Raw genomic sequence first — 26,942 nt, 5'->3', positions numbered from 1 at the left:
AATAGGCCACAACTTCTGTTGTAGCCTATTATGAAGCCTCTGAAAGATCGTTCAATTAGCTTAAACGATCTGCATTAACCAATTAGGTGCGTTTTTTTATATATAATACTTGATTGGTGCGTGTGTATTTAACTCAACGTATAGCTGTAACCTCTGCTAGCTGCAAAGTACTATTTAAAACCACACAATTGCGCCCTTGCTCCTTAGCTTGATACAAAGCTCTATCGGCAACACGCATAGCAGCGGTTAAACTGGTATTTTGAAATTCGGCTAGGCCTATACTTGCTGTTATTGATAAGGTTTTATCACTGATAGTAAAGTCGTAACTTGCGAACTTTTGTATAAATAAATTTAAACACTTCTCGGCTTGTTCAACTTCTACTTGCGTTAATATAATTGCAAACTCTTCACCGCCAATACGTGCCACTGTACTGTTAGAAAATGAAGTACGGATTAAATTACTCACTTGTTTAAGTGCCTGATCGCCGCCGTCATGCCCAAATTCATCGTTTATTGCTTTAAAAAAATCTATATCGAGTAACACTAAGCTATTTTTCTGATTTTTATTTTTGAGTAGTTTTTCAGCATACTGATAAAAGTAACGACGATTATAAAGCCCGGTAAGATGATCTCGAAAAGCACTTTCTTTAATGTCTGCAATTAACGATAACTGCTCCATGGTTTGCAATACACGACAATGAAACTCTTCATTCATAAAAGGTTTAGTTAAAAAATCATTAGCACCATATTTAATAAATCGCGCCGATAAACCATGCTTACTCGCGCCTGATAACCCAATAATTGCTAAGTCATCACGGCCTCTAAAGTTTCTCACCGCTTTAACTAATTCAAAACCATCCATTGTTGGCATTGCATAGTCTGTCATGAGTAATTTAATTTCAGCATCGTTTTTGAGCATATCTAATGCTTGGCGTCCATCGTGCGCCTCACTGACTGCAAATAATTGTTTTTCTAGCATTTGCTTCATTAAAGTACGACTTAAAACCGAGTCGTCGGCTATTAATGCTTTACAGCCTTGGTTACGCAACAGCTGTGCAACTAATTTTATAGCGTAATTATATGAGTCACGGTTATCTTTTATCACATAATCAATTACGCCTAATTCTAACATTTGCAGGCGCTTGTACTCATCCATCTTAGAAGTAAGCACCACAGTAGGAATACCTTTTAATAAGGTATATTTGGCCACCTCACCATTTGGTGCGTCGGGGAGCGTTAAATCAACTAAGGCTAATGTATAGCTGTGCTTACTTACAAACTCCTTACACTCAGATAAAGACCAAGCAAAATCAATGGCAACATCAAGATACTGTGCAGATATATGGCGAAGGACTTGTTGTACTACTTTACTATCTTCAACTATCAACAGTCTTTGCATAGGGCTTCTCTTTACTTCTAATTTGATTACTTGTTTTATAACCATATGTTCATCATAAATTTAAAGCCTTTAATGAGATTTTAAATTTATTAAAAAGCAAATTACACACCCTGTCGGTTTGCCACTATTTTTTTAAAGTAAATCTCACTTATTTAAGCTGCTATTTATAAATAGATGCGAATATACATTACTTTCATTACGATCGAAATAAAGAGCGATACAAAGCGTTAAAAGCTAAGTTTTTACACATTCTATTTACTCAACCACTATTATCGGCAACTAGTCTCAATACTTTTGTTTTTTTACTGAATATTTCTTTTAATAGAACATTAACAATAAAAAAGGGTCATTCATGAAGTTTAGCCAAAGTATTTTTTTACCTATTGCCGCCATTGCCTTAACACTTAGTAGTGCCTCCTTTGCCGATAATAACCAGCGTCGTATTGATATCGACAGCAAAGTGGTTACTGAGCACAAAGCAAAAATTAATAATCAGCGCTTTTCATATACGGTTGCAACCGGTACGCAACCTGTTTGGGATGACAAAGGCGATGCTATAGCAACCTTGCAATATACTTACTACACCCGCGATAAGGTAGATGACAGAGCAAAGCGCCCTTTGCTTATTTCGTTTAATGGCGGCCCTGGCTCGGCATCGGTTTGGATGCACCTTGCTTATACTGGCCCTCGTGTATTAAAAATTGATGATGAAGGCTACCCTATTCAACCATATGGGGTTAAAGACAACCCTTACTCAGTGCTCGACATTGCCGATATTGTATATGTAAATCCGGTAAACACCGGCTACTCTCGGGTAGTTGAAGATAAAGACGGTAAATTACTCTCTAAAGCTGAACAAAAAGAGCAGTTTTTTGGCGTAAAAGCCGATATTAAGTACCTCGCTGAGTGGCTTAATACCTTTGTAAACAGAAACGAGCGCTGGCGCTCTCCTAAGTTTTTAATTGGCGAAAGCTACGGTACAACACGTGTATCGGGCCTTGCTCATGAACTGCAAAATAGCCAATGGATGTACATTAACGGCGTAGTATTGGTTTCACCAACCGATATTGGCATTAAGCGCGACGGCCCAATTAAAGCAGCTAACCGCCTGCCTTACTTTGCCGCTACAGCTTGGTATCACAAAGCATTAAATGCCAACTTACAAGCTAAAGACCTAGACGAGTTACTGCCTGAAGTTGAGCAGTTTACAATTAACGAACTGATCCCCGCACTGGCTAAAGGCGGCTTTATTGCAGATGATGAAAAGCGCCGCATAATTAAAAAAATGGCGCAATATGCTGGGCTTTCTGAAACCTTTGTAGAGCAAAATAACTTAGATATTCCAACGCAGTTTTTTTGGAAAGAGCTATTACGTGACCGCGGCCAAATGGTAGGACGCTTAGACTCGCGTTATTTAGGTATTGATAAACGCGATGCGGGCGAGTCGCCTGATTACTGGGCAGAACTCACGTCGTGGTTACACTCTTTCACACCCGCTATTAATCATTACTTACGTGAAGAGCTAAATTATAAAACAGATATTAAATATAACCTGTTTGGTAATGTGCACCCATGGGATAGAAGTGGTAATAACACCGGCGAAAACTTGCGTTTAGCTATGGCGCAAAACCCGTATTTAAAGGTAATGATTCAATCGGGTTATTATGACGGTGCAACTAACTACTTTGATGCTAAATATACGTTATGGCAGTTAGACCCAAGTGGCAAAATGCAAGACCGCTTAAGCTTTAAAGGCTACAGAAGCGGACATATGATGTACTTACGCCATGCGGATTTAGAGAGCTCTAATACCGACTTACGTGAGTTTATAAAGGCGGCATTACCTAAAGAAGGCCAAGCTGCTAAATACTAATCAGCAAATATAAAAAAAGGCTCATAATGAGCCTTTTTTATTTAATCATATTCTGTAAATCTAAAGCCAATAAGGCTTTATATCGAACGAAGCCAATCTACTTTGCTCCATTGCACTTACCAAATATTCTGTCTTTTGTGCTAGCCATGTTTGAATTTTAGCTAGCTTTTCATCTTCTTGACCACCGCAAAGCTGCTTTAAATAGTCAAGGGTACTAAGCTCGTACATACCATGAGAAATATCAAGCCAAGGGAGTCTAAACTCTAAGCGCTCTTCTTTATCAAATAACGCACCTAAACAATTACCACTTAGTAAACTGTTCTCTAATTGTGTGCGTATATTAAGGTAATCATTCGCGGTTAAAGTTTGTTCTTTAGGTAACAGCTTATGCAAATTTCGCCAATCTTTATCAAACAAACGGTTAGCAATGCTGGCTACCGATTGGTCAGCGTTTTGTAATTGCTTTTGATCCCAAAACTTGCGCCATTGTTTGTCTATTAACCAGGTTGTTAACGACAGTATTAAACGATTATAGCGTGCACTATGAAACAGCGCATAAATGTCGTCAATGCTAGGCTGTAGCTCTTTTAGGTCATTAATAACTTGTGTTAATGCCGGTGCGTTGTTTATTTTTTTATAAAAAGCGTGGCGTTTAGAAGTATAGGTTTTTAATTGAATTGCATTTTCAACCCACGCTAATTCGCTAAGTAACCACTTTAGTTCGTTGCGTAAATGCTCAGTACTTTCTTTGCTAACAATGTCGTCAAACAACCAAAAGTTATGACGAATTAAGCTTATACCGTCGGTTACTCGCTTTAATGTTTTTAAACTTGGCTTATTGAAATAACATTGTTCGTGCTTTTGCACAAAACGAATACCAAAACCCATAGCCTCTATTAATGCTTGCTCTTGGGTTACTTGCCCTTTGAGTTTAACAAACCCAATAGACTTACTTGGTTGCAGTGGCGTGTCGTCAGCAAGGCGATACCCTCTTGCGGCCTTTGAATACAAACCTAAGCGAATACAGTTTTGGCTTACTAATTTATCGGCTAGCGCAAATAATTCATTACGGCTGCCCTCAACAAGTTCAATTTCAAGCTCGCTGATCACCTCAACTTTACCCGCTGCGGCAATTTCACCTTTATCAAGCACTACTTCAATTTTTGCACCGTTTTGAGTCTCAATTAACCAAGTACGGCGAATAAAGTTGGTACTAAAAATCGGATGTATATTTTCTGCAATAACATTGGCTTGCATGCCATGAGGCCAAATAGATGGGTCAAATGCCATTAAATCTGGACGATTAGACTCTATTGGTAAGTTAAATTCAGGGCGTTGATGTAAGCCCCCAACAACCTCACCGGCGAGTTTAATTGTTTGCTCACATTTATTATCAGCACAACGCGTTCTATAGCCAATATCAAGGGCTCTAAGCTCACGGTTTGGCGTATCATAATAAGCATTTTGTAAACTTCGAGATGGCTTATTAGTAACTGTTTTTGCAAATTGTGTAATTAATGAGGGGATCAGTGGAATGACGGCATCTGATACCAAAAATTTTAGTTCTATCTCAGTATCCATTAGTTATGCGGATTACCCTTAAAATTAATAAGTGGTCAAAATAAACAAAGCCGCCCCATATTGCAAATATTTTAGTCAAAATGGGCCGCTAATAAAATAACACCGGTTACAATATCAACCTTGCTATTGCGCTATTTAATCCATATTATCGCTATACTTATGTGAAATATAAAATCACGTTCTAAACGGACACGGTTAGATTAACAAGGTAAATAAATGCTAAAACACTGTTTATTATGGCTGTTTTTAACAGCCTCAACATTTGCGAGCCAAGCAGAAGAAGCTCAAACAGCAGCCCCCACCAATGCAAAAACAGCTTATATAATTGACAATCTTTATACGTTTATGCGCTCTGGTGCGAGCAAAAACTATCGTTTACTCGGCTCTATTGATGCAGGCACACAACTGACCTTATTATCGAGTGAAGAAAACGGTTTTTTAAAAGTTAAGGATGATAAAGATCGTGAAGGTTGGGTTGAAGCTAAATACATCACACAAACAGCTGGCTTACATAAGCAGTACCAAACGTTAAGTGATGAAATGAGCTCAATACAAAATGAACTGCGCCAAGCACAAGTTGAATTACCGCAGTTGCAAGAGCAAAACGTGCAGTTAACAAACCAAAACAAACAATTGTTTACACAAATAACTCAATTAAAAACTACACTTGAGCAAGAGCGCACTTTAAAGCAAGCTACTAGCTCTAAAGAAAAACGCCAATTACTTACTTATGGCGGTGCTATTGCATTTTTAGGATTGTTTTTAGGTATTATATTAACGATTGTGTTGTCTCGCCGTAAGCGCTACCAAGGCTGGGCATAACACGACAACTTAATTAGTCGCATAAAAAAAGCATCATTTGATGCTTTTTTTATGCCTGCAATTTATATTACAAATCTAGGCGCAGACCCGGATCTTGTTTTATTTTTTCAATTACCATGTAGGTGTGATGCGTTCCCACTCCAGGTATATCAACTAAGTCGCCAAGCACTTGCCTGTACTCGTCCATGTTTGATACCCTGATCTTCAGCAAGTAGTCGTAGCCACCAGCAACCATGTCGCACTCCACTACTTGCCTAATTTTTAAAATGTGTTCTCTAAACACTTTAAATACCGCGGTATTTGAAGTCACCAGCGACACTTGTACATGTGCAACTAAGCTTTGATTAAGCTTGGCTTCGCTAAGCTTTGCAACATAGCCTTCAATATAGCCTTCTTGCTCTAAACGCTTTACACGATCAAGACAAGGGCTGGGGCTTAAATTAACCTGCTTTGCGAGGTTAACATTTGAAATTCTGCCGTTCTGTTGCAGAACGTCTAAAATAGCTAAATCGATACGATCAAGCAGGCGTAATCTATTTGGACTCGTCATAACAGAACTTTATACGGATAAGTAGAAAATATGCCCTGTAAATTAGCGTAAAACGCCAAATTTAACCAGCATATTCTGCTGAATTTTAATTAGAATGCACGCCTTACACCAACGAATATTTAGTGGTAATTAATTTTACCTTAAGTTTTAACACTCCTGAGGGTTGCTTATGTTATTCAATAGCGATTTGACAACGACTTGTCCAATTCGACAAAAAATCCGTGACTTCTACCGCATCGACGAAAATGCGGTTATCGATCATATTTTACCACTTGCTGAAGTAGGTGTTAAAGCACGAAGTCGTGCCTGGGAAAGAGCTCGCCAAATTGTTTTAAATATTCGTAAAGACCAAGATGGTCAAAGCGGTGTTGATGCACTATTAAATGAGTTTTCACTCTCTAGTGAAGAAGGCGTAGTATTAATGTGCTTAGCCGAAGCCCTGCTTCGCGTACCAGACAAAGCAACTCAAGACACATTAATTCGTGACAAATTAGCAAAGGGCGACTGGAGCTCTCATTTAGGCAGCAGCGATTCGTTATTTGTTAACGCATCGTCTTGGGGTCTATTAGTAACCGGTAAAATGGTTAACTACACAGATAAAACCAAAGAACAGCAATTTGGTATGCTTAAAAAAACCATAGGTCGTTTAGGCGAGCCAGTTATTCGTAAATCAGTAAACTTTGCGATGAAAATTATGGGTAAGCAATTCGTTATGGGTCGTACCATTGACGAAGCGATAGTACGTGCTGCCGATAAAGAACAAAAAGGCTATGTATATTCATACGACATGCTAGGCGAAGGCGCGCGCACCATGAAAGATGCGCAGCGTTACTTTGACAGCTACATGAACGCGATTCATGCTATTGGTAAAGCGGCAAATGGCCGTGGCCCAATAAAAAGCCCAGGCATTTCAGTTAAGCTTTCTGCTATTCATCCTCGTTATGAGTTTACGCATAAAGAACGCGTAATGGCCGAGATTGTGCCTAAGCTTAAAGAGCTTGCGCTAGCAGCTAAACAATATGACATTGGCTTTACTGTTGACGCTGAGGAAGCAGACCGTTTAGATATTTCTTTAGATGTAATTGAAGCGGTATTTAGTGATGACGACCTAGCAGGTTGGAACGGCTTTGGTTTAGCGGTTCAAGCGTATCAAAAACGCGCTATATTTGTAATTGAATGGCTAACTGAACTTGCAACCCGTGTGGGTCGTAAAATGATGGTGCGTTTAGTTAAAGGCGCTTATTGGGACACTGAAATAAAAACCACACAACAAGATGGTTTAGAGCATTTTCCGGTATTTACTCGCAAAGCAACCACCGACGTGTCTTATAAAGCGTGTGCCATGAAAATGCTCGAAGCACGTGATGTACTTTACCCACAGTTTGCTACCCATAATGCCTACTCAGCAGCAACTATATTAGAAGTGGCTAAAGGTGATAACACCGGTTTTGAATTCCAACGTTTACACGGTATGGGCGAATCTTTATTTGACCAAATCGTTACCGAGGAAAAAATTCAGTGCCGCGTATACGCACCAGTGGGCCAACACGAAGACCTGCTGGCTTACTTAGTACGCCGTTTATTAGAAAATGGTGCTAACTCATCGTTTGTTAATGCCATTGTAGATACCACTAAGCCGGTTGAGTCACTATTACCTGACCCGGTAGAAACACTGCAAGGTTTACGTAATAAATACAATACGCAAATTAAAATGCCAATTGACTTATATGGCGCCGAGCGTGCCAATTCAAAAGGCATGGATTTAACCGATATAAACGTGATCACTCCGTTTAAAGAAAACCTTGATCTGTGGTTTAACGAGCACTTAATTGAGCCAAGCCAAGTACCTGAGGGCTCTGTGGCAGTTAAAAACCCGGCAAACCACAAAGAAGTAATTGGCCATATAAAACTGCAATCTAGCGATGAAATGCAAATTTTGCTAGCCAACGCAGAAAGCGCTTTTGAATCATGGTCACAAACATCGGTAAAAGAACGTGCTAATTTATTACGCCGTGTTGCCGATATTTTAGAGCGTCATCATGACGAACTAGTGGCTATTTGTATTAAAGAAGCCGGTAAAATAGCTAAAGATGGTATTGATGAAGTACGCGAAGCGGTTGATTTTTGTCGTTACTACGCAGCCCGCGCTGAAGAGCTATCGCAAGATGAGCGCTTTGAAGCTCGTGGTGTTATTTTATGTATTAGCCCATGGAACTTCCCGCTAGCTATTTTCTTAGGCCAAGTAGCCGCTGCCATTGTGACCGGTAATACCGTTATTGCAAAACCAGCTGAGCAAACCAGCCTAATTGCGCTGCGTGCCATTGAACTTATGCTGTCGGTAGGTTTACCAGAGCATGTTGTGCAAGCGGTAATAGCCCGCGGTAGTGACGTAGGTAAAACAATTGTTCCGGATGAACGCGTTCAAGCAATTATGTTTACTGGCTCGACTGAAACAGGCACGCTTATTTCACAAACACTCGCGGCGCGTAGCGATATTCAAGTACCGTTAATTGCTGAAACAGGCGGCCAAAACTGTATGATCGTTGACTCAACAGCACTCCCTGAGCAAGTGGTTGACGATGTCATTAGTTCTGGTTTTCAAAGTGCTGGGCAACGCTGTTCAGCGTTACGTGTATTATTTATTCAAGAAGACGTTGCCGATGGCATAATCGAAATGCTTAAAGGTGCACTGGCTGAATTACATATAGGCGACCCATCGTTACTATCTACTGACGTAGGCCCGGTAATTGATGAAAAAGCGCTGAAAAGCTTAAACGATCACGTTGAGTATTTAAAAGGTAATGCGACATTACATTACGAGTGTAAAATTCCAGATAACACAGTAAATGGTGCGTACTTCTTTGCTCCTCGCTTATACGAAATAAAAGACTTATCGGTACTTAAGCGCGAAGTATTTGGCCCATGTGTACACGTTATACGCTTTAAATCGAGCGAACTAGACAGTGTTATGGATCAAATAAACAACACAGGTTACGGCTTAACTATGGGCGTGCATTCGCGCATCGAAGAGCGTTGTGAATACCTAGCTAAAATGTCGCGTGCAGGTAACGTATACGTTAACCGTAATATGATTGGCGCTATTGTTGGTGTGCAACCATTTGGTGGCCGTGGTTTATCTGGTACTGGCCCTAAAGCCGGTGGCCCTAACTACTTACAACGTTTAGTAAAAGAAAAAGCATCGCCAGAAAACGTGCAAATGACCAATCTAACGCCAGACGAGCTGGATTTACACCACTACAGCGGTGCAAATGAGCAAGTAGAAAAGCTAATGATTAACTCTATGCGCGATGAAAAAATTTGGCGCTCAACACCATTAAACGACCGTGTATCTGCGGTGCGTCAATTGCTTGCTAAAATAGCCACAGTTGAAATTATTGACGACTTAGCTGACGATTTAGCACTAACACTTGCCGATGCACGTGCACAACTTAATCGCTTAGAAAAGCACATGCGTAAATTTACTACATTACCAGGGCCAACGGGTGAGTCTAATACATTGCACCTTGAAGCACGTGGTTGTGTTGTATGTTACGCCGATAAGAGCACATCGTTTAACTTTTGGGCATTATCGATCATTACTGCAATTGCTGCGGGTAATACGGTAATTACTGTTGCTTCTGAAATATTTTATGAAGAAGCGGTTGCCTTTAGAGATAAATTTATTGCCACCGGTGTTGCCGAAGGCGTGTTCCAAGTAGCTAAACCAAATCAGTTACAAGCTATATTGGCACATCCGCACTTAGCCGGCGCTGTGGTTGCAGCACGCTCTTCTCGCTTTGGTTATTTCAGCCAGCAGCTAGCGCAGCGTAAAGGTGCTATTTTGCCAGTGATCAGCTCTGAATATTACGATACGCTTATTAAACGTTTAGTAACTGAAAAAACCATCAGTATAGATACAACGGCATCGGGTGGTAATACATCGCTGATGACGCTTGTTGAAGATGATGAGTAACTAGTTTAGCACTAATTACTTATTCGTATGAAAAGGCACCTTAGGGTGCCTTTTTTACTATGTTAATTGTAATATTTTTGTTACTTTAACCAGTAGAATACTTATATGAAGTGAATTAAATTGAAAGTCATTCCAATTTCGCAGTTATTACCTGGCATGTTTGTACAAAGCGTAACAAAGCAAACCGGACGTATTAAAATAAAAAGCCAAGGCTGGGTTAAAACCCAGACAGGCATCGATAAGTTAAAAAATGTCGGTATTTTAGAAATTGAAATAGATCCAGATAAAACCCTCATCGAATCAGTGCCTGAAAAAGAGCCTGCCAATACTCCTTCCCCTGTTGCAAAGCGCGATCCTTGGCAAAAAACGCACAGTGCTGAACAAGAAATGGGCAAAGCTAAAAAGCTCTACGATGAAGCTAAATCTCTACAAATTAAAGCATTTAAAGATATAAAAGCAGGCCGAGATATAGACATAGCGCCTTTTAGAGATCTTGCTAGTGGTTTTATGGATTCGGTATTTAGAAATCAAGATGCACTTGCTTGTCTTACTCAAATGCGCCAAAAAGATGCCTACCTGTTAGAGCACTCTATTAATGTTTCTATTTTAATTAGTATTTTTGCCAAGCATTTGAATATAGATAAAGATATTATTGAACAGCTAACTACTGGCGCGCTACTGCATGATATTGGCAAAATAAAAATTCCTGATGCAGTACTCAATAAGCCGGGACGTTTTACTGATGAAGAATTTACAATAATGAAAAATCATGCGCGCTTTAGTAAAGAAATTTTACAAGCTGCAGGGCTCAAAGGTATAGCTGTTGATATTGCCGGTATGCACCATGAACGCTTAGATGGTAAAGGCTATCCGTTTGGTAAAAAAGGCGATGAAATAAGCCAGTATGTGCGTATGGCGTCAATTGTTGACGTGTATGATGCACTCACAGCTGAGCGCGTTTATAAAGCGGGTATGGAGCCGATAAAAGCCTTTAAAATATTAAAAGAAGGTTGCCCTGATAGTTTTGATAGTGAGTTATTAACTAAATTTATTCAGTGTATCGGTATTCACCCGGTAGGCACACTGGTTAAGCTCTCGAGTCAAAAAGTGGGACTGGTGACACAGAGCAACCCTGCCAGCCCACTAAAGCCCGTTGTTAAAACTTTCTATAGTGCAAAGCATGGGCGCTACACCCAAGTGCAAGACATAGATTTGGCACATAAAAAAAGTCAAGATACGCTTGAGTCGGCAGTTAAAGCTGACGAATACAAAATTGACTTACAACGCTTTTATAAAAATTCAATTTTACCCTAATTAGCCGCTATTGCGGCCAATCTTGTAGCGCCTTTAAGCTAAATTCGTAGCCGTCAAAATCAAGTACGCTTTGCTCTGGTGTTATTTCTCGCACTGTTAATGCACCTATACTATCGCCCTCAAAAAGCTCGCGACCATTGAGCTTGATCCAACGCTTATCGAGTGCAGAGGAATATATATGCGCCTGATATTTAAGTGGCGGTAACATGGCTTGCAATCCATCTGGCAACAGCTCTATTGGTTGCACGCGTGATGAGCTGCGCGTTGCTTGCGTTACTTCGTAGTTTTGTGTTTTTTCTGTATCTTGAATAGCTTGATCAAAAGCTGTTTCTAGTAATGTTGGGCTCTTTGCAAGCGTAGGTCTTTTAGTTTTTTGTGCTGTAGAGCCTTGTGAATCGAGCGGTTTACCAAGCACTTTATACTTACTTAAATCAAGCGATGCCGATGAAGGCATATTTGTTTGAGGTTGCTGCTTTGCAGCTTGTGTTGCCTGGTTACTAGTTTGATTGAAGCTAGGTTGATTATAATGTGGTTGTGAATATCCCTGCTGATTAATTGCGCCTTGCCCATACGTACCCTGAGCAAAACTATTTTGCGGGTTTAGGTTTTGCTGAAGTATGGCTTGATTTTCCATTATTGGAATATATTGCCCTTGTGGCGTAAGTAACATTTGTACAATACCACTGGGGGTTTGTACATACACTAACTGACCTTGAATTGAAGTTGCTGTATTTACTGCGTCTGGCGGGGCCGTTTTTGACGCTGATGATTGCGCCGCTAATACAGCTATGTTTTGCTCTGCACTTTGTAATTTTGCTGTATTATCTATATCCGATTTGGTTGTTATTGTTGGTTCTTTATCGGCATTAGTATTTTTTAATATTGCTGCAGTGCCAGCTTGCTCATTATTACTATTAAATGAGCTGTTTTGTAGCCATTTTCCACTAACAAAACCACCAGCAACACTAAAGCTAACCGCTAAGCTGCCACCAATCACAAACGCCAAGCGGCGGTATCGCACTAGAGCTTGTTGCTGTTTAGCCTGCTGTGCCTGTAAGTCATACTGCTCGGCGCTTATATCGGCTTGTTGCGATTGCTTTAACGCATCTAATAAATAAGACATTAATCACCTAACTATAAAATAAATGAAAGCCCTAAGCCGGCTGCAAATAAAGCAACAAAAGCAGAGCAATATAGCCAATATGGCACGGTTTTAGGTGGCGTATTATTAGCCGCAATGAAATCGGGTGGTAATGATTCCAGAGCAGATTTTTTTATAATCTCGCTATCTATTGTTAATTGCTGTTTTGCAAATGCCCCTACTAACGCCCGCTCACACACTAAGTTCATTAATCGTGGCACGCCACCGGTAAGTTGATGAACGCTTTGCATTGCGTCCAACGAAAAAATACCTTTATCACAGCCTGCAATATGTAAACGATGCTTAATGTATGCCACCGTTTGTCCTTGTGTTAAAGGCAGTAAGTGATAGCGAGCTGTTATACGCTGTGCAAGCTGCCTTAACTCATTTCGTTTTAATAATACTTGCAGCTCAGGTTGCCCCACCAGCACTATTTGTAATAGCTTTTTATGATCGGTTTCTATGTTGGTTAGTAGGCGCAGTTGTTCTAGTACATCGGGAGCAAGTAACTGCGCTTCGTCAATAATAAGTATGGTATGCCCACCCGCTTTATTATTTGCTTCTAAGTGCTTTTTTATAACATCGGTAAGGCTTTTTAAACTCGCATTTTGTGCATCATAATTAATTTTAAGCTCATCACAAATACTCGCCAAGAGCTCAAGCTCTGATAATGCCGGATTATGAATCATCGCAACTTGAGTATTCTCTGGCAGTTTTTCTAGCATACTGCGAGTAATGGTTGTTTTACCGGTACCCACTTCGCCGGTTAATAATACAAAGCCGCCGTCTTCACCTAGTCCATAGGTAAGGTGCGCTAACGCTTCTTTATGTCGCTCACTTAAAAACAAATAATGGGGATTAGGCGAGATTGAAAAGGGTTTTTCATGCAAACCAAAATAGCTTAAATACACCTGAGTATTCCTTGGTAAATAAATCCCCTCCATAATGGCAAAAAAAGAGCCTTAGTGACAACACTCAGGCTCTTTTATTATTGAAATAACGTAAATTAATGTAAAAAGCACTGCTTTCAACTTAGCTGTGCATTTACTTATATTGGATTATTTTTCGTAACGCATTAAGCGCAAATAAACACTACTGGTTTTAGCGTGCAAACTATTTAATCCACTGTCAAACTGATAAACCCAAGCAGAATTAATCGTATTTACACCTGAGGTATTGGTCCAATAGTTTTGTAGCTTTGTGCCCAAAAACACCGATTCGTTAATACTTGGCTCTGTACATCTGTGTTCAATAATACTTGCTAACTCTTTAATATTTGGTGCTTGCCAGTCATTATAACTTGCCGTTGTATCGTTAACTGCGCCTCGCAATGCAGCTTGCCAGGTTAATGATGGTGTAGAGCCTTCGCATGTTGCTGTAGCATTGTTATACACTTGTCCGTAACTACAACGCTGCCACATTAAACCTGTTTTGCTATCTGACACTGTGCCATCGGGATTTATTGTAAATCGCTCTGTTGGTGTTGTTTGCGTAACAGAGTCATAACAAACCCCTGCTATTGCGTTAAAGCTTAAACTCATTGCCGCAAATGTAGTTATTAATTTAAATTTCATATACTTCCCCTAACGGCTTCTAACTAAACGAACATAAGCAATATTACCTTTTGGATAAGCAAGGTCATTACCATCGCTCATATCTATAATATAAGCTTGCGATAAACTGGTGCCATCAACCGCTGTTTGAGAGGTCCAATAACGCAAGTGACCCAGTAAACTAACCGCAGGCATATTAGGGAAAATACTCTCATCTATTAATACATTTTGCCCTTGCTTGCCATAATCTACTAAGCTTAGTAGCTCGGTGTAAGTGGGTACTCGCCAATTTGTGCCACCACAAAAATCTAGCGCATTTACTTCTTGTATATAGCTTTGCAATCCGCAATCAGTATTGCTTGGGCAACTGGAGTTAGCTGCGCCTCTTGCTCCGCCTACTTGAGGAATAGCAGATTCAGTAAGGTACCATGTATAAAGATTTTGCCCATCGCGTAATGTAGTGTTAGGTACCACACCTGACACAGGGCTTTTAACCTCCCACACTAAACCGGTTACGTTGTCGCGAATACAACTAAAATTTTGTGCGTCATCAGCCACTTCATCGGCAAACTCATTTAGTTTGGTGTAATCAAACGCTAAATTACCTTGCCCTACTTTGGCTAAACGATTCGCAAAGCTGTCTCGACCAAGTTCAGCATCTTGATTTGGAAAATCTTTACTAACACAGTTTATACGTTGAGTATTGTTGTAACACTCCCCTACACCTGTATCGTTTATTAACCCAAGCGCTTTAGGTGCAACATCTACAAATACACTATCGTTTGCGGTGCGCCCTTTTGAATCAGTAACCATTACTTCAAAGCTTAAAGTGGCGTTAGTGTCTATGTCTGAGGCATAAAAAGTAGTAATACATTGATTACTATTAGCTAATGTTTCCGCTTTGCCGGTTAGTTGTTGCCAGTCACATTTATAAGTACTGGTTGCGGCAGCGCTGTTACTTGCATCTAAGGTTACTTTATCAAACTCGTTAACTTGCTGATCAGCCCCGGCATTGGCAATAACAACTTGCGCTGTTTTATTTAAAGTCATGTCATATTCAGAGGTTGACTCTCCCCCTTCATCATCGGTAACCGTTAATGACCACTTTAAATTTGTATGGTTTTCAAGCAGTGGATGGCTAAAGCTTAAGGTAGAATTAGTAAAACTATTAATATTGAGGGCTGGTCCTGATATTAATTGCCACAAGTAGCTATTAATTTGACCATTTGTATCTGGATCTGTTGAGTCTGCTGCGCTTAGCGTTACGGTATCGTTATAAACCGATGGCAATACTTGCGGTGCTGTTTGAGTAATTACAGCTTGGGGTAATTGATTGTTTGAAGTAATAAAAATACTAATATCGTCATGTACTAAACCACCACCGGTTGTTTGATAGCTTACTCTGAGCACCAGTTCACTGTCTGCCTTTACATCTGGCGCGGTAATAGTTTGCACTGCACCATCGAGCGGAAATCCATCAACAATGGGGCCGCTTACGCGCTGCCAAGTAAACGTACCCTCGGTAGGTGAGCCTTTTGCAGTAATAGTAAAATCGGTTTTTTCAATAATTTGCAAATCGTTACCTGCAAATACTGAAGCTTGAGTGTTATCACCATCATCAGAGCTCCCCCCACCTCCGCATGCAACCAATAGCCCACACGACAATAACGGGATTAACGCAATTGCTCTCATACTAAGCACCTTTTTATATCAAAAAATAATTAATAATTATTTAAAGCAATAAAAGTGCCACTAAGTACTATAAATAACTATCTTGATGAATACGTACAAATAACTTAGTACCTATTTTACTGTAATCAACCTTGTATTCCCGCCCATCAAGGGCTTGAATAAATAACAATCGTTTTTCTTCGCCAAACACATCGGCGCTACCAACATAAACAACTTCTAAGTAACGCTCTTTTGCGTCACGGCGGTTTTTTGGCAGCTCTTCTTTAAATGGTTCTAAGCCATTTTGGGTCACTTTAATTCGAGGGTGGATCTCAGAATTAACAATGACTAAATCAAGTTTTTTGTCTTTATGTATTATGGTATTACGACCACTTTTTAAAAAAGCTCTTTCTTGGCTCATTATTATTCCTACTGCCGCGTTTTAATTACTTACTTGCGACGCTATAAATTTAAGGGGGTCGCGCTGCCATGCATTTAAGTTAGCACTAAATTCCCAAATATTTCTATCTAATACACTCGCTGGTAATAATAGCTCATAGCCTGTTAGTAACTGCAAATGCTTAGCCCTATTGGCAAACATTGCTATTAACCCATTATAGCTAATTCCATTTTTAGATCTATATTGTGTATCCTCTACCAGCCATTCTGATGGGCAATCGCCATTTTTGCAATTCTTTTGAATTAGTTGCATAAATAAATGACGCTGCTCTATCAATAATTTCCCTGCGATTCTTGGGGCTAAACCCGTTAAAAACTCATCCATATCGTTTACCTTAATTCCTACCACGTTAAGCTCTAAGTGCTCAAGCCCTACTGCTATTTTGGGTATTCCGCTTGATTTAAAATTACTATGAGCTAAATGCCAAACACCATATTTGTGCTGATAAGTTAACTGCTCAGTGGTTAACACTAAGCTATAAAATGGCTCTTGGGTTTTAAAAAAACCAATTGTTATTGCTGCAATACACAAACTAACTAAAAAAATTTCTAGAATGCTAATTTCACCAGGGCGTAATAAATTAAACAGCATAATAAATAACAAACCAATCGCACCAACAATTAATACTTCTATGCCATGCTTAGCTCCCTGCGCACGATACTTAATTTGCATAGCGTTAAACTCATCCATATTGATAATAAACACTGTAAAAAATGAACATAATAATGCCCCACAATGCTATTTTTCTGAGCATTAAACATTTTTTGCACGACGTATTTAACTTCATAAAATACCTTTTAAAGCTCAAGCATGAGTTTATTTAATTAATTATTATAACTTTTACGCTTAATTCACAAATTAATGGGACATAATACCGCCTTTTCTCGGTGTTATTTCGTACAATAGTTATAATTTATTTTTTGGTATTAAAGCAATGTACTCAAGACAATCAGGTAGAGCTCTTTTTCCATTTATTATTACGCTACTCGTAATATTTAGCGTTTATTTATATTTACCCGCTAGCCAAGGTGAACAAGCAGATTTTTCACAAATGGCCACGCAAGTGTCTGCTCACACTGTTACCTCGCAAGAAAATGCAGTAATGATTGAAGCTATTGGTAGCGCTCGCGCTAACCAAGCTGTATATATTACCAGCGCACAAAGTGATTACGTGACTAATATTTTCTTTGAAGATGGCGACCTAGTTAGCAAAGGCCAAAAGCTAGTACAACTGCAAAGCCAACAAGAACAAATTGCTGTAAAAGAGCTCAATATTAATTTACGCGAAGAAAAACGCCAACTCGATAGACTTACCGAACTTTCACGTTCTCAGTCAACAGCAAAATCATTACTCGAAGAGCAATTATCACGAGTTGATGCCACCCAAGCACAATTAGAAAGTGCTAAAACCAAGCTAGCTGAAATGACCATTACCGCGCCATTTTCTGGCATGTTGGGCAAGCGTGAAATATCGATTGGTGCCTATGTAAATAACAGTTCAATTATTACCACCCTCGATGACATAAGTATCATTAAAGTAGACTTTAAAGTACCTGAAAAATATTTAGCGCAATTAGCTACCGGCATGAAAGTGCTCACTCAAAATGATGCTTATCCAGATCAAACCTTTATCGGTAAAGTAACGCATATTAGTTCGCGTATTGACTCGGTAACGCGTAGCGTAGAAGTAACCGCCAGCTTTGCAAATAATTCAGGTTTGCTTCGCCCTGGTATGCTACTTAAAACAGCGTTAGAGCTAAGTAGTAACCAAGCATTAATGGTTCCAGAAAAAGCAATTATTCCGCTACAAGACAAACATTACGTATTTCAAATTTTGGACGGTGTTGCTAATCGTGTTGAAGTGCATATTGCGGGCAGAAATAACGGCTGGGTTGCTGTTGATGAAGGCTTAGCCGATGGTGAGCAAATTATAACTGAAGGGCTAATAAAAATTCGCTCTGGCAGTAAAGTTAGCGTGAAGGGATAACCCGTGAAAATTACCGATATTAGCGTTAAACGCCCTGTTTTTGCGATTGTAATAAACCTACTTTTACTCACCTTTGGGCTCGTTGCTTTTAGCATGCTGCCACTGCGTGAGTACCCTGATATTGAAACACCTATTGTTAATATTAGTACCGAATATACAGGTGCTTCTGCAGAGATTATAGAAACCAAAATAACCCAAGTCATCGAAAACCGTATCTCGGGTATTGAAGGCATTAAAAGTATTAACTCATCGAGCCGTAATGGCCGCTCCAATATTACGATTGAGTTTGATATTAAGCGCGATATAGATGCTGCATCTAACGATGTGCGTGAACGTGTTGCCCGCGCCGCAGATAGCCTACCTGAACAAGTTCGCCCGCCTGAGGTGTCTAAGTCTAACAGCGATGAAAGCCCTATTGTATGGTTTGTGCTAAACAGCGAAACCATGAACTCAATGCAATTATCTGATTACGCACAGCGTTTTATTGTTGATCGCCTAGCCGTAGTTGATGGTGTGTCTAACGTACGCATTGGTGGTGAGCGAAAATACGCCATGAAAATTTGGCTAAACCGCCAAGCAATGGCTGCTCGCGGTATTACTGCGAGCGATATAGAACAAACACTACGCACCGAAAACGTAGAGTTACCCGCTGGCGAAATTGAATCGGTTGACCGTGACTTTACTGTACGTACTGCCCGCAGTTATAAAGATCAGCGCGACTTTCAAAACCTAGTAATAAAACGCGGTGATGATGGTTACCTAGTACGCTTAAGTGAAGTGGCTGATGTACAACTCGAAGCCGCCGATGACGAGAGTTTATTTCGGGGTAATGGCCGCAATATGATTGGTTTAGGCATTGTAAAGCAAGCTAAAGCCAACACCTTAACTGTGGTTGATAACGCCCGCGCCGAACTTGAAAAAATAAAACGTAACCTACCCGAAGGAACCACTATAGAGGATAGTTACGACTCATCTATTTTTATAAAAGAATCGATTAATGAGGTATACAGCACCCTTGCTATTTCTATGGGCTTAGTTGTATTAATTATTTTTATATTTTTAGGTAATATTCGTGCCACCTTAATCCCTGCAGTTACTGTGCCGGTGGCGTTAGTGGGTAGTTTTATGTTTTTACTCGCTATGGGTTATTCCATTAACTTACTTACTTTACTTGCACTGGTACTAGCAATCGGCTTAGTGGTTGATGATGCCATTGTTATGTTAGAAAACATTCATCGCCGCATAGAGCTTGGCGAGCCACCTTTATTGGCCGCTTATAGAGGCGCGCGCGAAGTGGGCTTTGCAATTATTGCTACCACTTTAGTGCTTATTTCGGTATTTGTACCCTTAGTATTTATGGATGGCCGTATTGGTGCTTTATTTACTGAATTTGCTATGGCGGTAAGTGCCGCAGTATTTTTCTCAAGTATTACAGCACTTACTCTTTCACCTGCGTTATGTTCTAAAGTATTAAAAGCCTCTGAAAAAGAAAGTAAATTTAGCCAGTCGATGAACCGCTTTTTTGCTAAGGTAGAGCTTAGTTACCGTAACTCACTTGCCTCTAACATGACCCGTAAATGGGGCTTAATGATCAGCTTATTATTAGCTGGCTTTGTAAGTTATTCATTATTTACTCAAATACCCTCTGAGCTAACACCTAAAGAAGACCGTGGTACCTTTTTTGTTATGATGAGTGGCCCTGAAGGCGCCAGTTATGAGAACAATGCCGCTAACATGAGTAAAATTGAAGATCGCTTAATGCCTTACTCTGAATCTGGTGAGCTAAGCCGCGTACTCGTGCGCGTACCAGGCTGGGGCGGCAGTGGCGGTGTAGCAATTGTAGGTATGGCCGATTGGGACAAACGCCAACGTTCTACCTGGGAAATAATGGACGAAATAAGCACTAAACTGCAGGAAGTTACCGACGTGCGAGCCTTTGCTATTATGCGCCGAGGCATTGGCGGCGGTGGTTCATCACGCCCAATCGAGTTTGTACTACAAGGTAACGATTACGCACAACTAGCCGATTGGCGCGACCGTATTATAGAGCGCGCTGAGAAAAATCCAGGACTGGTTAGAATCGATCATGATTACAAAGAAACATTCCCACAGTTTTTAGTCAGCATAGATAAAAACAAAGCGGCCGATTTAGGTATTTCTGTATCTGATGTAGGGCGTACACTCGAAACCATGCTAGGTCAGCGTCGTGTTACTACTTTTATAGATCGCGGCGAAGAGTACGACGTTATTTTAAAAGGCACTAAAGAAGACTTTGCCAACCCTACTGATATATCAAACATTTATCTTAAATCACGCAGTGGCGAGCTAGTCCCGCTTGATAGTTTAATTAGCTTAAAAGAAGAAGCTACCGCATCGCGCTTAAACCGCTACAACCGTATGCGTGCAATTACCTTAAGCGCCAACTTAGCCGACGGTTATACACTTGAACAAGCGCTTAACTTTTTAAACGAAGTAGCCATGGAAGAAAACGACATAGATGGCGCGATTGACTACAAAGGCGAATCGCAGTTGTTTTATGAAGGTGCTTCGGCCATGACCTACGTGTTTATTTTAGCACTTACGGTTACCTTTTTAGTACTAGCGGCACAGTTTGAAAGCTTTATGCACCCATTTGTAATAATGCTTACCGTACCCCTTGGCTTAATGGGTGCTATGTTTGGCTTGTGGGCCACAGGACTTACGCTCAATATTTACAGCCAAATAGGTATTGTGATGCTCATAGGGTTAAGTGCTAAAAACGGCATATTAATTGTTGAGTTTACTAACCAACTACGCGACAAAGGCGTAGAGTTTAGCGAAGCTATTTTACAAGCTGCTACGCAGCGCCTACGCCCTATTATTATGACCTCATTAACCACTGTAATGAGTGCGGTACCTCTGGTTTTAGCCTCGGGCCCGGGTGCTGAAAGCCGTATGGTGATTGGTGTTGTAGTGTTTACCGGTGTTGTTGTATCAACCCTACTGACTCTGTTTGTAGTACCTGCTGCTTACTATGCACTTGCGCGCAATACACAGTCACCTGAGTTTTTGCAGCAAAAACTTGATAAACAAGCCGCTAAAAAGCCATTCGAAGAGATCTAACCTCCTAATAGCGTCGTAACCTTGTTGTTACGACGCTTTAGACTTATGCTCTGCATAATCTAAACTTACAGCTATTTTGGAGTATTTATGAGTTCAACAACGCAAGTCGCTACCTTTGGTGGCGGCTGTTTTTGGTGTATAGACGCCGCATTTAGACGAGTGAACGGCGTATTAAATGTAAGCTCGGGTTACACTGGTGGCAACACAGACACTCCTACCTATAAATCAGTATGCTCAGGCACTAGCGGCCATGCAGAAGTAGTGCAAATTGAATTTGACGACACTATTATTAGTTTTGAAGTATTACTAGCAATGTTTTTCACTTTGCACGATGCCACCCAGCTCAACCGCCAAGGTAACGATATAGGCACACAATACCGCAGTGTTGTGTATTATCACAACCAAACACAGCTAACACTTACTAACGCGGTGATCGCTCAATTACAAAACCAGGTAAGCGAGCCAATAGTGACTGAGGTTAGCCCTGCCACCACGTATTATCCAGCAGAGCATTACCATCAAGATTATTACAACGTAAATCCAAACCAAGGCTATTGCAGTATTTTAATTGCCCCTAAATTGCATAAATTCGAAACCGAATTTAAAGAGTTTTTAGCTGATTAAACCCATTTTGTTACGCACAAAAAAGCTCGCTAATTTAGCGAGCTTTTAAGTTTAAGCTACCTAGCGCATATTAAAACTGGTATGCAGCACCAATAAATAAGCGTCGGTCAGCGGTGTTATAGTAATAAAATTCATCATTTATATAATCACCATCTAAATCAATACCATAGGCATCAACTTCATCGTACTGCTTATCAAACAGGTTTTCGACCCGTAAAGAAAAGCTTAACTGCTCAGTTGCTTGATAGTTACCGACTAGGTTCCATAATGTATATGAAGATAAATCAGTTAATTTACCTTTCCTATCGCCACGATACTGCAAATCGATACCCGCATCAAAATCTCCCCACCCTTTATTTAAAGACCAGTTAAAGGTATTTTTTGATATATAAGCTAACTCTTGGCCCGTTTCTAAATCTTCTGCAGATAAGTAAGTGAAGTTAAATGCATGCTCAAAACCCATTAGCTGTTGCGAAAAACTAAACTCAATGCCTTCATGGCGCGCTTCGTTTATATTTGTTGGCTGCCAAGGGCCTGCAGGTGTTGGTGCCCACGCTATTTTATTGTCAAAGTCATTACGGAAAATAGACGCTTCTAAAGCAATATCTTGATAACTTAACAACAAACCTAATTCTTTATTCTCAGACGTTTCTGGTTTTAGGTCTGGGTTACCTGAACCTGGAAAATAAATATCATTAAAGGTAGGCGATTTAAAGCCCGTGCTTTGACTTGCTCTAAACGTAGCAAACTTATTTAAATGATAACCTACCGCTGCTGTATACGTGGTTTTATCACCAAATTGTTGGTCATGATCTTGGCGAACTGCGATATTAGCTAAAACCGTATTATCATCGTAATACGCACCTAAAAAGCCAGCAAAAACCTCACGGCTATCTTTATCATAATTACCTGCGTTGGTTTCGATTTTATCTTTGTACCAGTTCAAGCCACCATTAATATTAAGCTCATCTGAGACAATATACTGCCCAGTATAATCAATTTGATTTCGCTTAGTTTCGTACATACTAACCACACCTTCACTGGTGTTATCTTGGCTATCGCTAGAAAATGCGAATGCTATATGGTGTATTTGATTTTCGTAGCTTTTATTCCACCCTAATGATACTTGGTAGTTTTCAAAATCATTACTTTCATCACTGCTGTCTGCTGCACTGGACTGATTATCATAACGAGCATAACCTTCATTATACTGAGTTTGTAAGGTTAGCTTGCCTAAATAGTCATCGTTATAAGCGATATTGAAGCCAATATTTTTGTTCTCATAAGCGTCTTCATCTGGTGCATGGTTTTGCAGTACATCAAAACCATCGGTTTTTTCAATTCCAGCGTTAAATGATGCACTTAAATCATTTATATTTGTTCCACCCGCCATTTGGTAGCTTTGATAAGCATTGCTGCCAAAAGTAGCATCTAAGCGAATATTATCAGCTTTACGAGTAATAATATTAATCACCCCAGCTAAGGCATCTGAGCCATAAACAGCAGCGCGAGAACCTTTAACAACTTCAATACGCTCAATAGCATTAAGAGCAATATTACTAATACCTTTATAGCCAAGAGTAGCCGAGCCAACTCTAACACCATCAATTAAAATAAGGGTATGGCGTGAACCTGAACCGCGTAGCGAAACACCTGAATTTTGGCCAAAGCCACCATTTGAGTTAATTTGAAAACCAGCTTGAGAAGCCAACAAACTAGGTAAGTCTCGCACATTACTTTTTTCAATATCAGCACGGTCAATGACGCTAACACTGGCAAGCACATTACTAATAGGTTGTTCGAATTTATTAGCTGTAACGGTAATTTTTTCGATTGGTTGCACTGTAGCAGATACTGAAAATGAAAGTGCAGCCGAAATTGCCACACCTAGAGCGGTTTTATTTAACATGATGTCCCCTACCTTTGCCCACCGCAAAGATGTTAATAAGTAAGATTACTTCAAGGCCGGTCTCCGGACTCAGTCAACACTATAATAGCTGCTAATACTTTACCGTTGCGGGGGCAGTGTTGGGGTTGTTATCGTCTTGAAAACGCACCAACTTCCCGATTATCTTGCTGTTAATTTCAATACTTTGAAACGTATACAAAGGTATTAAGCAAGCACCTTGAAAATAGGTCGCTATTGTGAGTATTTTGTTTACAAATGTCAATAGACGTCTATATAGCCAAAGTTTAATTTTTAACGATATAAACCCTCAACAATCACTGTAAAAGAGTTAGATTACATATCAAGTTCCTAATAGCAAAAAAGCCAAACTTCATTGCTGTAGCTTGGCTTTTTTAACACAAATTTTTTAAAAATTAGTCTCCTAATCTCTATAATATCTGTAATCTGTTTTATTAATCGCGGAAGTTTTTAAACTGAAATGGCTGGCCTAAATCGGCGCTACGTACTACTTGCATAGCTTCTTGAAGATCATCTCGCTTTTTACCCGTTACGCGTACTTCTTCACCTTGAATGGCGGCTTGTACTTTTTATCTTCCTATGAAGATTTAAAGCCTTTTGTTGACATAGCTACTGTTTAAACTAACATAAAGAGCATAGTTAACATAGTTAACAAGCAGATATCCAAAAAGGTATGTATGGAACTCAAATACGGATTTACAAAAGTTTTTTGCGGAGGTCGAAATCTAACAACAGCCGTATTGTATAACGAAGGCTTCACCTATCACAAAGCAGGCAGTCACTTTCTCCTAGAAGTAGCCAAAAAATCTAGAGCAGGTAGTAAATCTACAGTAAAAGGTCGTGCGAGTGATTTAGCTCGTTATCTAAATGTAATTGGATCTTCTGGTCACCTTTATTCGGCTGATTACAGAAAAATTACAGAAAGCCAGATGAATACTTATTTGATGGTTCTAGTGAATAACAACCTACAAGATGTATCCATTAATAGGCACATTTCTACCCTTTCGGAATTTTACAGCTTTGCATTTAAGCAAGGTTACATTGATGAACCAAAAGAGTTCTCATACAGTGTTAAAACCCAATCGGCTAGATTGCAATTAGTAGATAAGGCTACATCTACCATTCTATCGCAATATATCCGCGAAGAAGACTTTAATAACATTCTTGCTCATATACCAACGAAAGATACATTCAAAAGGTTTCGTGATGAAATGGCTTTGAAAGTGGGGTACTTTCTTGGTGTTAGGACACATGAACTTGTTAAATACGGCAATTTTGATATTGAAAGCCTGAAAGAACAATTCCCAAGTGATAAATATGGTTTCTATGAAGAGGCTTTCATTAAGATCACTGGTAAAGGGTATAAGCGTCGTTCCGTACCAATTTGTATGGAGCTAAAAAAAGACCTGTTTCGTTTTCTCTACGGAGATTTAAGTAAATATGTGGAAAGAAACCTTTTTGAAAAAAGTAAAGGCGTACCCATGACAAGTGCGTCGTATGGGACAAAACTTTTTAGGTACTCTGTAGATGAATACCTTTCCAAAAATATCGTTCCAGCGAAATTAAGGGACTCTTATAATCGATGGGTTTTCCATTCACTTCGGCATACTTGTGCCACTAACTTGGTTACATATTGCGAAGATATGGACATGGGGAGGTACGATCCCATGCTAAGCCTGCCTCAATGGATGGGACACGAAGATGACGATACAACTAAGCTGTATATCTGTGCGGAAGCTTTGTTGTTTAAACGATTAGAAGCGATAAAAAAGTTAGATAGTATGAGCACTTACGTTCGGCTTTAAAGGAAAACTATGGGAAGTAATGATACATCACACCTTAAAGGTATAGCTAAACTAAACAGTAGATTGGATGATCTAGAAATGCCTGCTGGCACCAAACACCCTATCCTTCAAGCCGTATGGTTTAAATTTAGATCTAAGGGATTTGCCAAATTAGGAGATGGCTCAGTGAAGATCTGGGTTAGAACGGCTAACAAACTTAACAGATTCTTAATGAATAAAGGGTATACCTCTATCAATACTACCCCTGTAACAGTTTTTAATGAATGGGCGATAGCACTGGCGAACGGTATAGATAGCTCTAAATCTTATAATCAAGTCAGACCTTTTGTAACAGCTGTTGAAGGTTATTTCTTTTCTAAAGGTTCGTTGCTGAGTATTGATGAATATGACTTCTTAAATCAAGTGATTCAAGAGTTCGATATTCAACGAAGAGGTAGTAAAAAGAAGCCACCGCTTTCTATGATATTTTCTAACTGTCCTTATGGCGATGATGAATTATTAGTATCGCTGAGGCTAGTGTGCGCAAATATCATTCTTTTAGAGCAAAAAGCTAAAGATTCAATATTGAACCAAGAATATTGTGAGCATTTTTTAGAGTTTGAATCTGACTCAGTATCCAAACCTTATTACCTTCACTCATTTAACAGTGGCAGTAACGAATGTCGTACAATAATGCTTCCCATTTTTAAGGCTATTTTTGAAGAAAATAACGAATTTGCGAAAGAATGTGTACTGACAGAAATTTTCATTAATAATAATTTCGATTATTGCCTTAACTCCTGTAATTTGGGTGATTTATATACTGAGTTTATTAGCCCCAAGAAAATGCTTGTGGAGTCTCCTCTTTCTTCTGATGAGGTTGAAGAAATAAAAAATAAGCTAGAGCAGTCTAAACCAACTATGAGAGCTTTGGGTGAAAAGTATAGTTGTACAGAGTATGACGCAAGAAGATCTATTGAAGGGTATTTTCCCGCAAGTATACCTCGTGATGTAGTTATAAATATAAGGGGTGAATATAATAAACCACGCTATACTCTTTCTGATGCCCAAAAAGAATACAATATAAACAAGCATACTTTGAATGTGAGCGTCTAGCGAACTACACCTATGTTTTAAAATTCCAGGGTAACAAGCTGTCGATATCGGGCTCAGGCTGGCAC

General features: G+C 39.7%; 19 protein-coding genes, 1 pseudogene and 1 riboswitch. Of the genes and pseudogenes, 9 read left to right on the top strand and 11 right to left on the bottom strand.

The features are described from left to right. Nucleotides 1-133 precede the first annotated feature (133 nt). A complete protein-coding gene (locus HC000_RS14820) occupies nucleotides 134-1,399 on the bottom strand; it encodes a diguanylate cyclase (RefSeq protein ID WP_011328916.1) in 1,266 nt (421 codons plus the stop codon). Between the two features lie 352 nt (nucleotides 1,400-1,751). Between HC000_RS14820 and HC000_RS14815 the strand changes: the two genes are divergently transcribed. Beyond that, entirely contained in the window at nucleotides 1,752-3,272 is a 1,521-nt protein-coding gene (locus tag HC000_RS14815) for a carboxypeptidase (protein WP_011328917.1), read from the top strand. A 60-nt stretch (nucleotides 3,273-3,332) separates the two neighbouring features. Here the strand turns inward: HC000_RS14815 and HC000_RS14810 are convergent, their stop codons facing one another. Beyond that, complete coding sequence (locus tag HC000_RS14810) at nucleotides 3,333-4,853, bottom strand: CYTH and CHAD domain-containing protein (RefSeq protein ID WP_041454521.1); 1,521 nt, start codon at nucleotides 4,851-4,853, stop codon at nucleotides 3,333-3,335. 216 nt (nucleotides 4,854-5,069) lie between these two features. Between HC000_RS14810 and HC000_RS14805 the strand changes: the two genes are divergently transcribed. Beyond that, nucleotides 5,070-5,675, top strand: coding sequence for a TIGR04211 family SH3 domain-containing protein (locus HC000_RS14805; protein ID WP_011328919.1), 606 nt, complete (start codon nucleotides 5,070-5,072; stop codon nucleotides 5,673-5,675). Between the two features lie 67 nt (nucleotides 5,676-5,742). On the opposite strand, the gene HC000_RS14800 is transcribed toward HC000_RS14805, so the two are convergent. Next, nucleotides 5,743-6,225: a winged helix-turn-helix transcriptional regulator gene (locus HC000_RS14800; protein ID WP_011328920.1), complete on the bottom strand. Its 483-nt coding sequence runs from the start codon at nucleotides 6,223-6,225 to the stop codon at nucleotides 5,743-5,745. Between the two features lie 169 nt (nucleotides 6,226-6,394). Here HC000_RS14800 and putA point away from each other — a divergent pair, with 169 nt between their 5' ends. Beyond that, nucleotides 6,395-10,198: a bifunctional proline dehydrogenase/L-glutamate gamma-semialdehyde dehydrogenase PutA gene (putA, locus tag HC000_RS14795; RefSeq protein ID WP_179808038.1), complete on the top strand. Its 3,804-nt coding sequence runs from the start codon at nucleotides 6,395-6,397 to the stop codon at nucleotides 10,196-10,198. A gap of 120 nt (nucleotides 10,199-10,318) precedes the next feature. Beyond that, nucleotides 10,319-11,512 carry an HD-GYP domain-containing protein gene (locus tag HC000_RS14790; protein WP_179808037.1) on the top strand — a complete coding sequence of 398 codons (1,194 nt, stop codon included), beginning with the start codon at nucleotides 10,319-10,321 and terminating at the stop codon, nucleotides 11,510-11,512. 7 nt (nucleotides 11,513-11,519) lie between these two features. On the opposite strand, the gene HC000_RS14785 is transcribed toward HC000_RS14790, so the two are convergent. The 6 genes from HC000_RS14785 to HC000_RS14760 all read right to left on the bottom strand — a co-directional run bounded on the left by HC000_RS14785 (nucleotide 11,520) and on the right by HC000_RS14760 (nucleotide 17,027). Then, complete coding sequence (locus HC000_RS14785) at nucleotides 11,520-12,635, bottom strand: general secretion pathway protein GspB (RefSeq protein ID WP_179808036.1); 1,116 nt, start codon at nucleotides 12,633-12,635, stop codon at nucleotides 11,520-11,522. A gap of 11 nt (nucleotides 12,636-12,646) precedes the next feature. Then, nucleotides 12,647-13,564 carry an AAA family ATPase gene (locus HC000_RS14780; protein WP_179808035.1) on the bottom strand — a complete coding sequence of 306 codons (918 nt, stop codon included), beginning with the start codon at nucleotides 13,562-13,564 and terminating at the stop codon, nucleotides 12,647-12,649. 147 nt (nucleotides 13,565-13,711) lie between these two features. Continuing rightward, a complete protein-coding gene (locus HC000_RS14775; protein ID WP_179808034.1) occupies nucleotides 13,712-14,227 on the bottom strand; it encodes a DUF1566 domain-containing protein in 516 nt (171 codons plus the stop codon). Nucleotides 14,228-14,236: 9 nt separating this feature from the next. Beyond that, nucleotides 14,237-15,898: a DUF1566 domain-containing protein gene (locus HC000_RS14770; protein WP_179808033.1), complete on the bottom strand. Its 1,662-nt coding sequence runs from the start codon at nucleotides 15,896-15,898 to the stop codon at nucleotides 14,237-14,239. 67 nt (nucleotides 15,899-15,965) lie between these two features. Continuing rightward, nucleotides 15,966-16,298 carry a hypothetical protein gene (locus HC000_RS14765; RefSeq protein ID WP_011328927.1) on the bottom strand — a complete coding sequence of 111 codons (333 nt, stop codon included), beginning with the start codon at nucleotides 16,296-16,298 and terminating at the stop codon, nucleotides 15,966-15,968. 21 nt (nucleotides 16,299-16,319) lie between these two features. Continuing rightward, the gene (locus tag HC000_RS14760) at nucleotides 16,320-17,027 is read right to left on the bottom strand and encodes a DUF2982 domain-containing protein (RefSeq protein WP_179808032.1); all 708 of its coding nucleotides are present in this window, start codon (nucleotides 17,025-17,027) and stop codon (nucleotides 16,320-16,322) included. Nucleotides 17,028-17,271: 244 nt separating this feature from the next. On the opposite strand from HC000_RS14760, the gene HC000_RS14755 reads away from it, so the two are divergent. From HC000_RS14755 to msrA, 3 genes are all read left to right on the top strand, one after another. Continuing rightward, nucleotides 17,272-18,324: an efflux RND transporter periplasmic adaptor subunit gene (locus HC000_RS14755; protein ID WP_011328929.1), complete on the top strand. Its 1,053-nt coding sequence runs from the start codon at nucleotides 17,272-17,274 to the stop codon at nucleotides 18,322-18,324. Between the two features lie 3 nt (nucleotides 18,325-18,327). Then, nucleotides 18,328-21,426, top strand: a complete 3,099-nt coding sequence (locus tag HC000_RS14750; protein ID WP_179808031.1) for an efflux RND transporter permease subunit — start codon at nucleotides 18,328-18,330, stop codon at nucleotides 21,424-21,426. 87 nt (nucleotides 21,427-21,513) lie between these two features. Next, on the top strand, nucleotides 21,514-22,050 hold the full coding sequence (gene msrA / locus HC000_RS14745; RefSeq protein WP_179808030.1) for a peptide-methionine (S)-S-oxide reductase MsrA: 537 nt from the start codon (nucleotides 21,514-21,516) through the stop codon (nucleotides 22,048-22,050). 70 nt (nucleotides 22,051-22,120) lie between these two features. Here msrA and HC000_RS14740 read toward each other — a convergent pair whose 3' ends face one another. After that, a complete protein-coding gene (locus HC000_RS14740; RefSeq protein WP_179808029.1) occupies nucleotides 22,121-23,959 on the bottom strand; it encodes a TonB-dependent receptor in 1,839 nt (612 codons plus the stop codon). A gap of 36 nt (nucleotides 23,960-23,995) precedes the next feature. Beyond that, nucleotides 23,996-24,161, bottom strand: a riboswitch (cobalamin riboswitch). A gap of 250 nt (nucleotides 24,162-24,411) precedes the next feature. Further along, nucleotides 24,412-24,552: pseudogene (locus HC000_RS14735) on the bottom strand (DUF520 family protein); the annotation flags it as partial. Nucleotides 24,553-24,654: 102 nt separating this feature from the next. On the opposite strand from HC000_RS14735, the gene HC000_RS14730 reads away from it, so the two are divergent. Together HC000_RS14730 and HC000_RS14725 are read left to right on the top strand one after the other, a co-directional pair. Beyond that, entirely contained in the window at nucleotides 24,655-25,782 is a 1,128-nt protein-coding gene (locus tag HC000_RS14730) for a tyrosine-type recombinase/integrase (protein ID WP_179808028.1), read from the top strand. A gap of 9 nt (nucleotides 25,783-25,791) precedes the next feature. Beyond that, nucleotides 25,792-26,877 carry a hypothetical protein gene (locus HC000_RS14725; protein ID WP_179808027.1) on the top strand — a complete coding sequence of 362 codons (1,086 nt, stop codon included), beginning with the start codon at nucleotides 25,792-25,794 and terminating at the stop codon, nucleotides 26,875-26,877. The last annotated feature ends 65 nt before the right edge of the window (nucleotides 26,878-26,942 follow it).

This window comes from Pseudoalteromonas sp. MIP2626 (assembly GCF_013414205.1).
Taxonomy (GTDB): domain Bacteria; phylum Pseudomonadota; class Gammaproteobacteria; order Enterobacterales; family Alteromonadaceae; genus Pseudoalteromonas; species Pseudoalteromonas nigrifaciens.
This window is presented reverse-complemented; position numbering and strand designations above follow the sequence as displayed.

Excerpts from the sequence above, each read along its gene's own strand:
- putA (WP_179808038.1), top strand. The coding sequence starts at position 6,395 with ATGTTATTCAATAGCGATTTGACAACGACTTGTCCAATTCGACAAAAA.
- HC000_RS14810 (WP_041454521.1), bottom strand. The coding sequence starts at position 4,853 with ATGGATACTGAGATAGAACTAAAATTTTTGGTATCAGATGCCGTCATT.
- HC000_RS14820 (WP_011328916.1), bottom strand. The coding sequence starts at position 1,399 with ATGCAAAGACTGTTGATAGTTGAAGATAGTAAAGTAGTACAACAAGTC.
- HC000_RS14765 (WP_011328927.1), bottom strand. The coding sequence starts at position 16,298 with ATGAGCCAAGAAAGAGCTTTTTTAAAAAGTGGTCGTAATACCATAATA.
- HC000_RS14730 (WP_179808028.1), top strand. The coding sequence starts at position 24,655 with ATGGAACTCAAATACGGATTTACAAAAGTTTTTTGCGGAGGTCGAAAT.
- HC000_RS14785 (WP_179808036.1), bottom strand. The coding sequence starts at position 12,635 with ATGTCTTATTTATTAGATGCGTTAAAGCAATCGCAACAAGCCGATATA.
- HC000_RS14740 (WP_179808029.1), bottom strand. The coding sequence starts at position 23,959 with ATGTTAAATAAAACCGCTCTAGGTGTGGCAATTTCGGCTGCACTTTCA.
- msrA (WP_179808030.1), top strand. The coding sequence starts at position 21,514 with ATGAGTTCAACAACGCAAGTCGCTACCTTTGGTGGCGGCTGTTTTTGG.
- HC000_RS14815 (WP_011328917.1), top strand. The coding sequence starts at position 1,752 with ATGAAGTTTAGCCAAAGTATTTTTTTACCTATTGCCGCCATTGCCTTA.
- HC000_RS14800 (WP_011328920.1), bottom strand. The coding sequence starts at position 6,225 with ATGACGAGTCCAAATAGATTACGCCTGCTTGATCGTATCGATTTAGCT.
- HC000_RS14760 (WP_179808032.1), bottom strand. The coding sequence starts at position 17,027 with ATGGATGAGTTTAACGCTATGCAAATTAAGTATCGTGCGCAGGGAGCT.
- HC000_RS14805 (WP_011328919.1), top strand. The coding sequence starts at position 5,070 with ATGCTAAAACACTGTTTATTATGGCTGTTTTTAACAGCCTCAACATTT.
- HC000_RS14775 (WP_179808034.1), bottom strand. The coding sequence starts at position 14,227 with ATGAAATTTAAATTAATAACTACATTTGCGGCAATGAGTTTAAGCTTT.
- HC000_RS14770 (WP_179808033.1), bottom strand. The coding sequence starts at position 15,898 with ATGAGAGCAATTGCGTTAATCCCGTTATTGTCGTGTGGGCTATTGGTT.
- HC000_RS14725 (WP_179808027.1), top strand. The coding sequence starts at position 25,792 with ATGGGAAGTAATGATACATCACACCTTAAAGGTATAGCTAAACTAAAC.
- HC000_RS14755 (WP_011328929.1), top strand. The coding sequence starts at position 17,272 with ATGTACTCAAGACAATCAGGTAGAGCTCTTTTTCCATTTATTATTACG.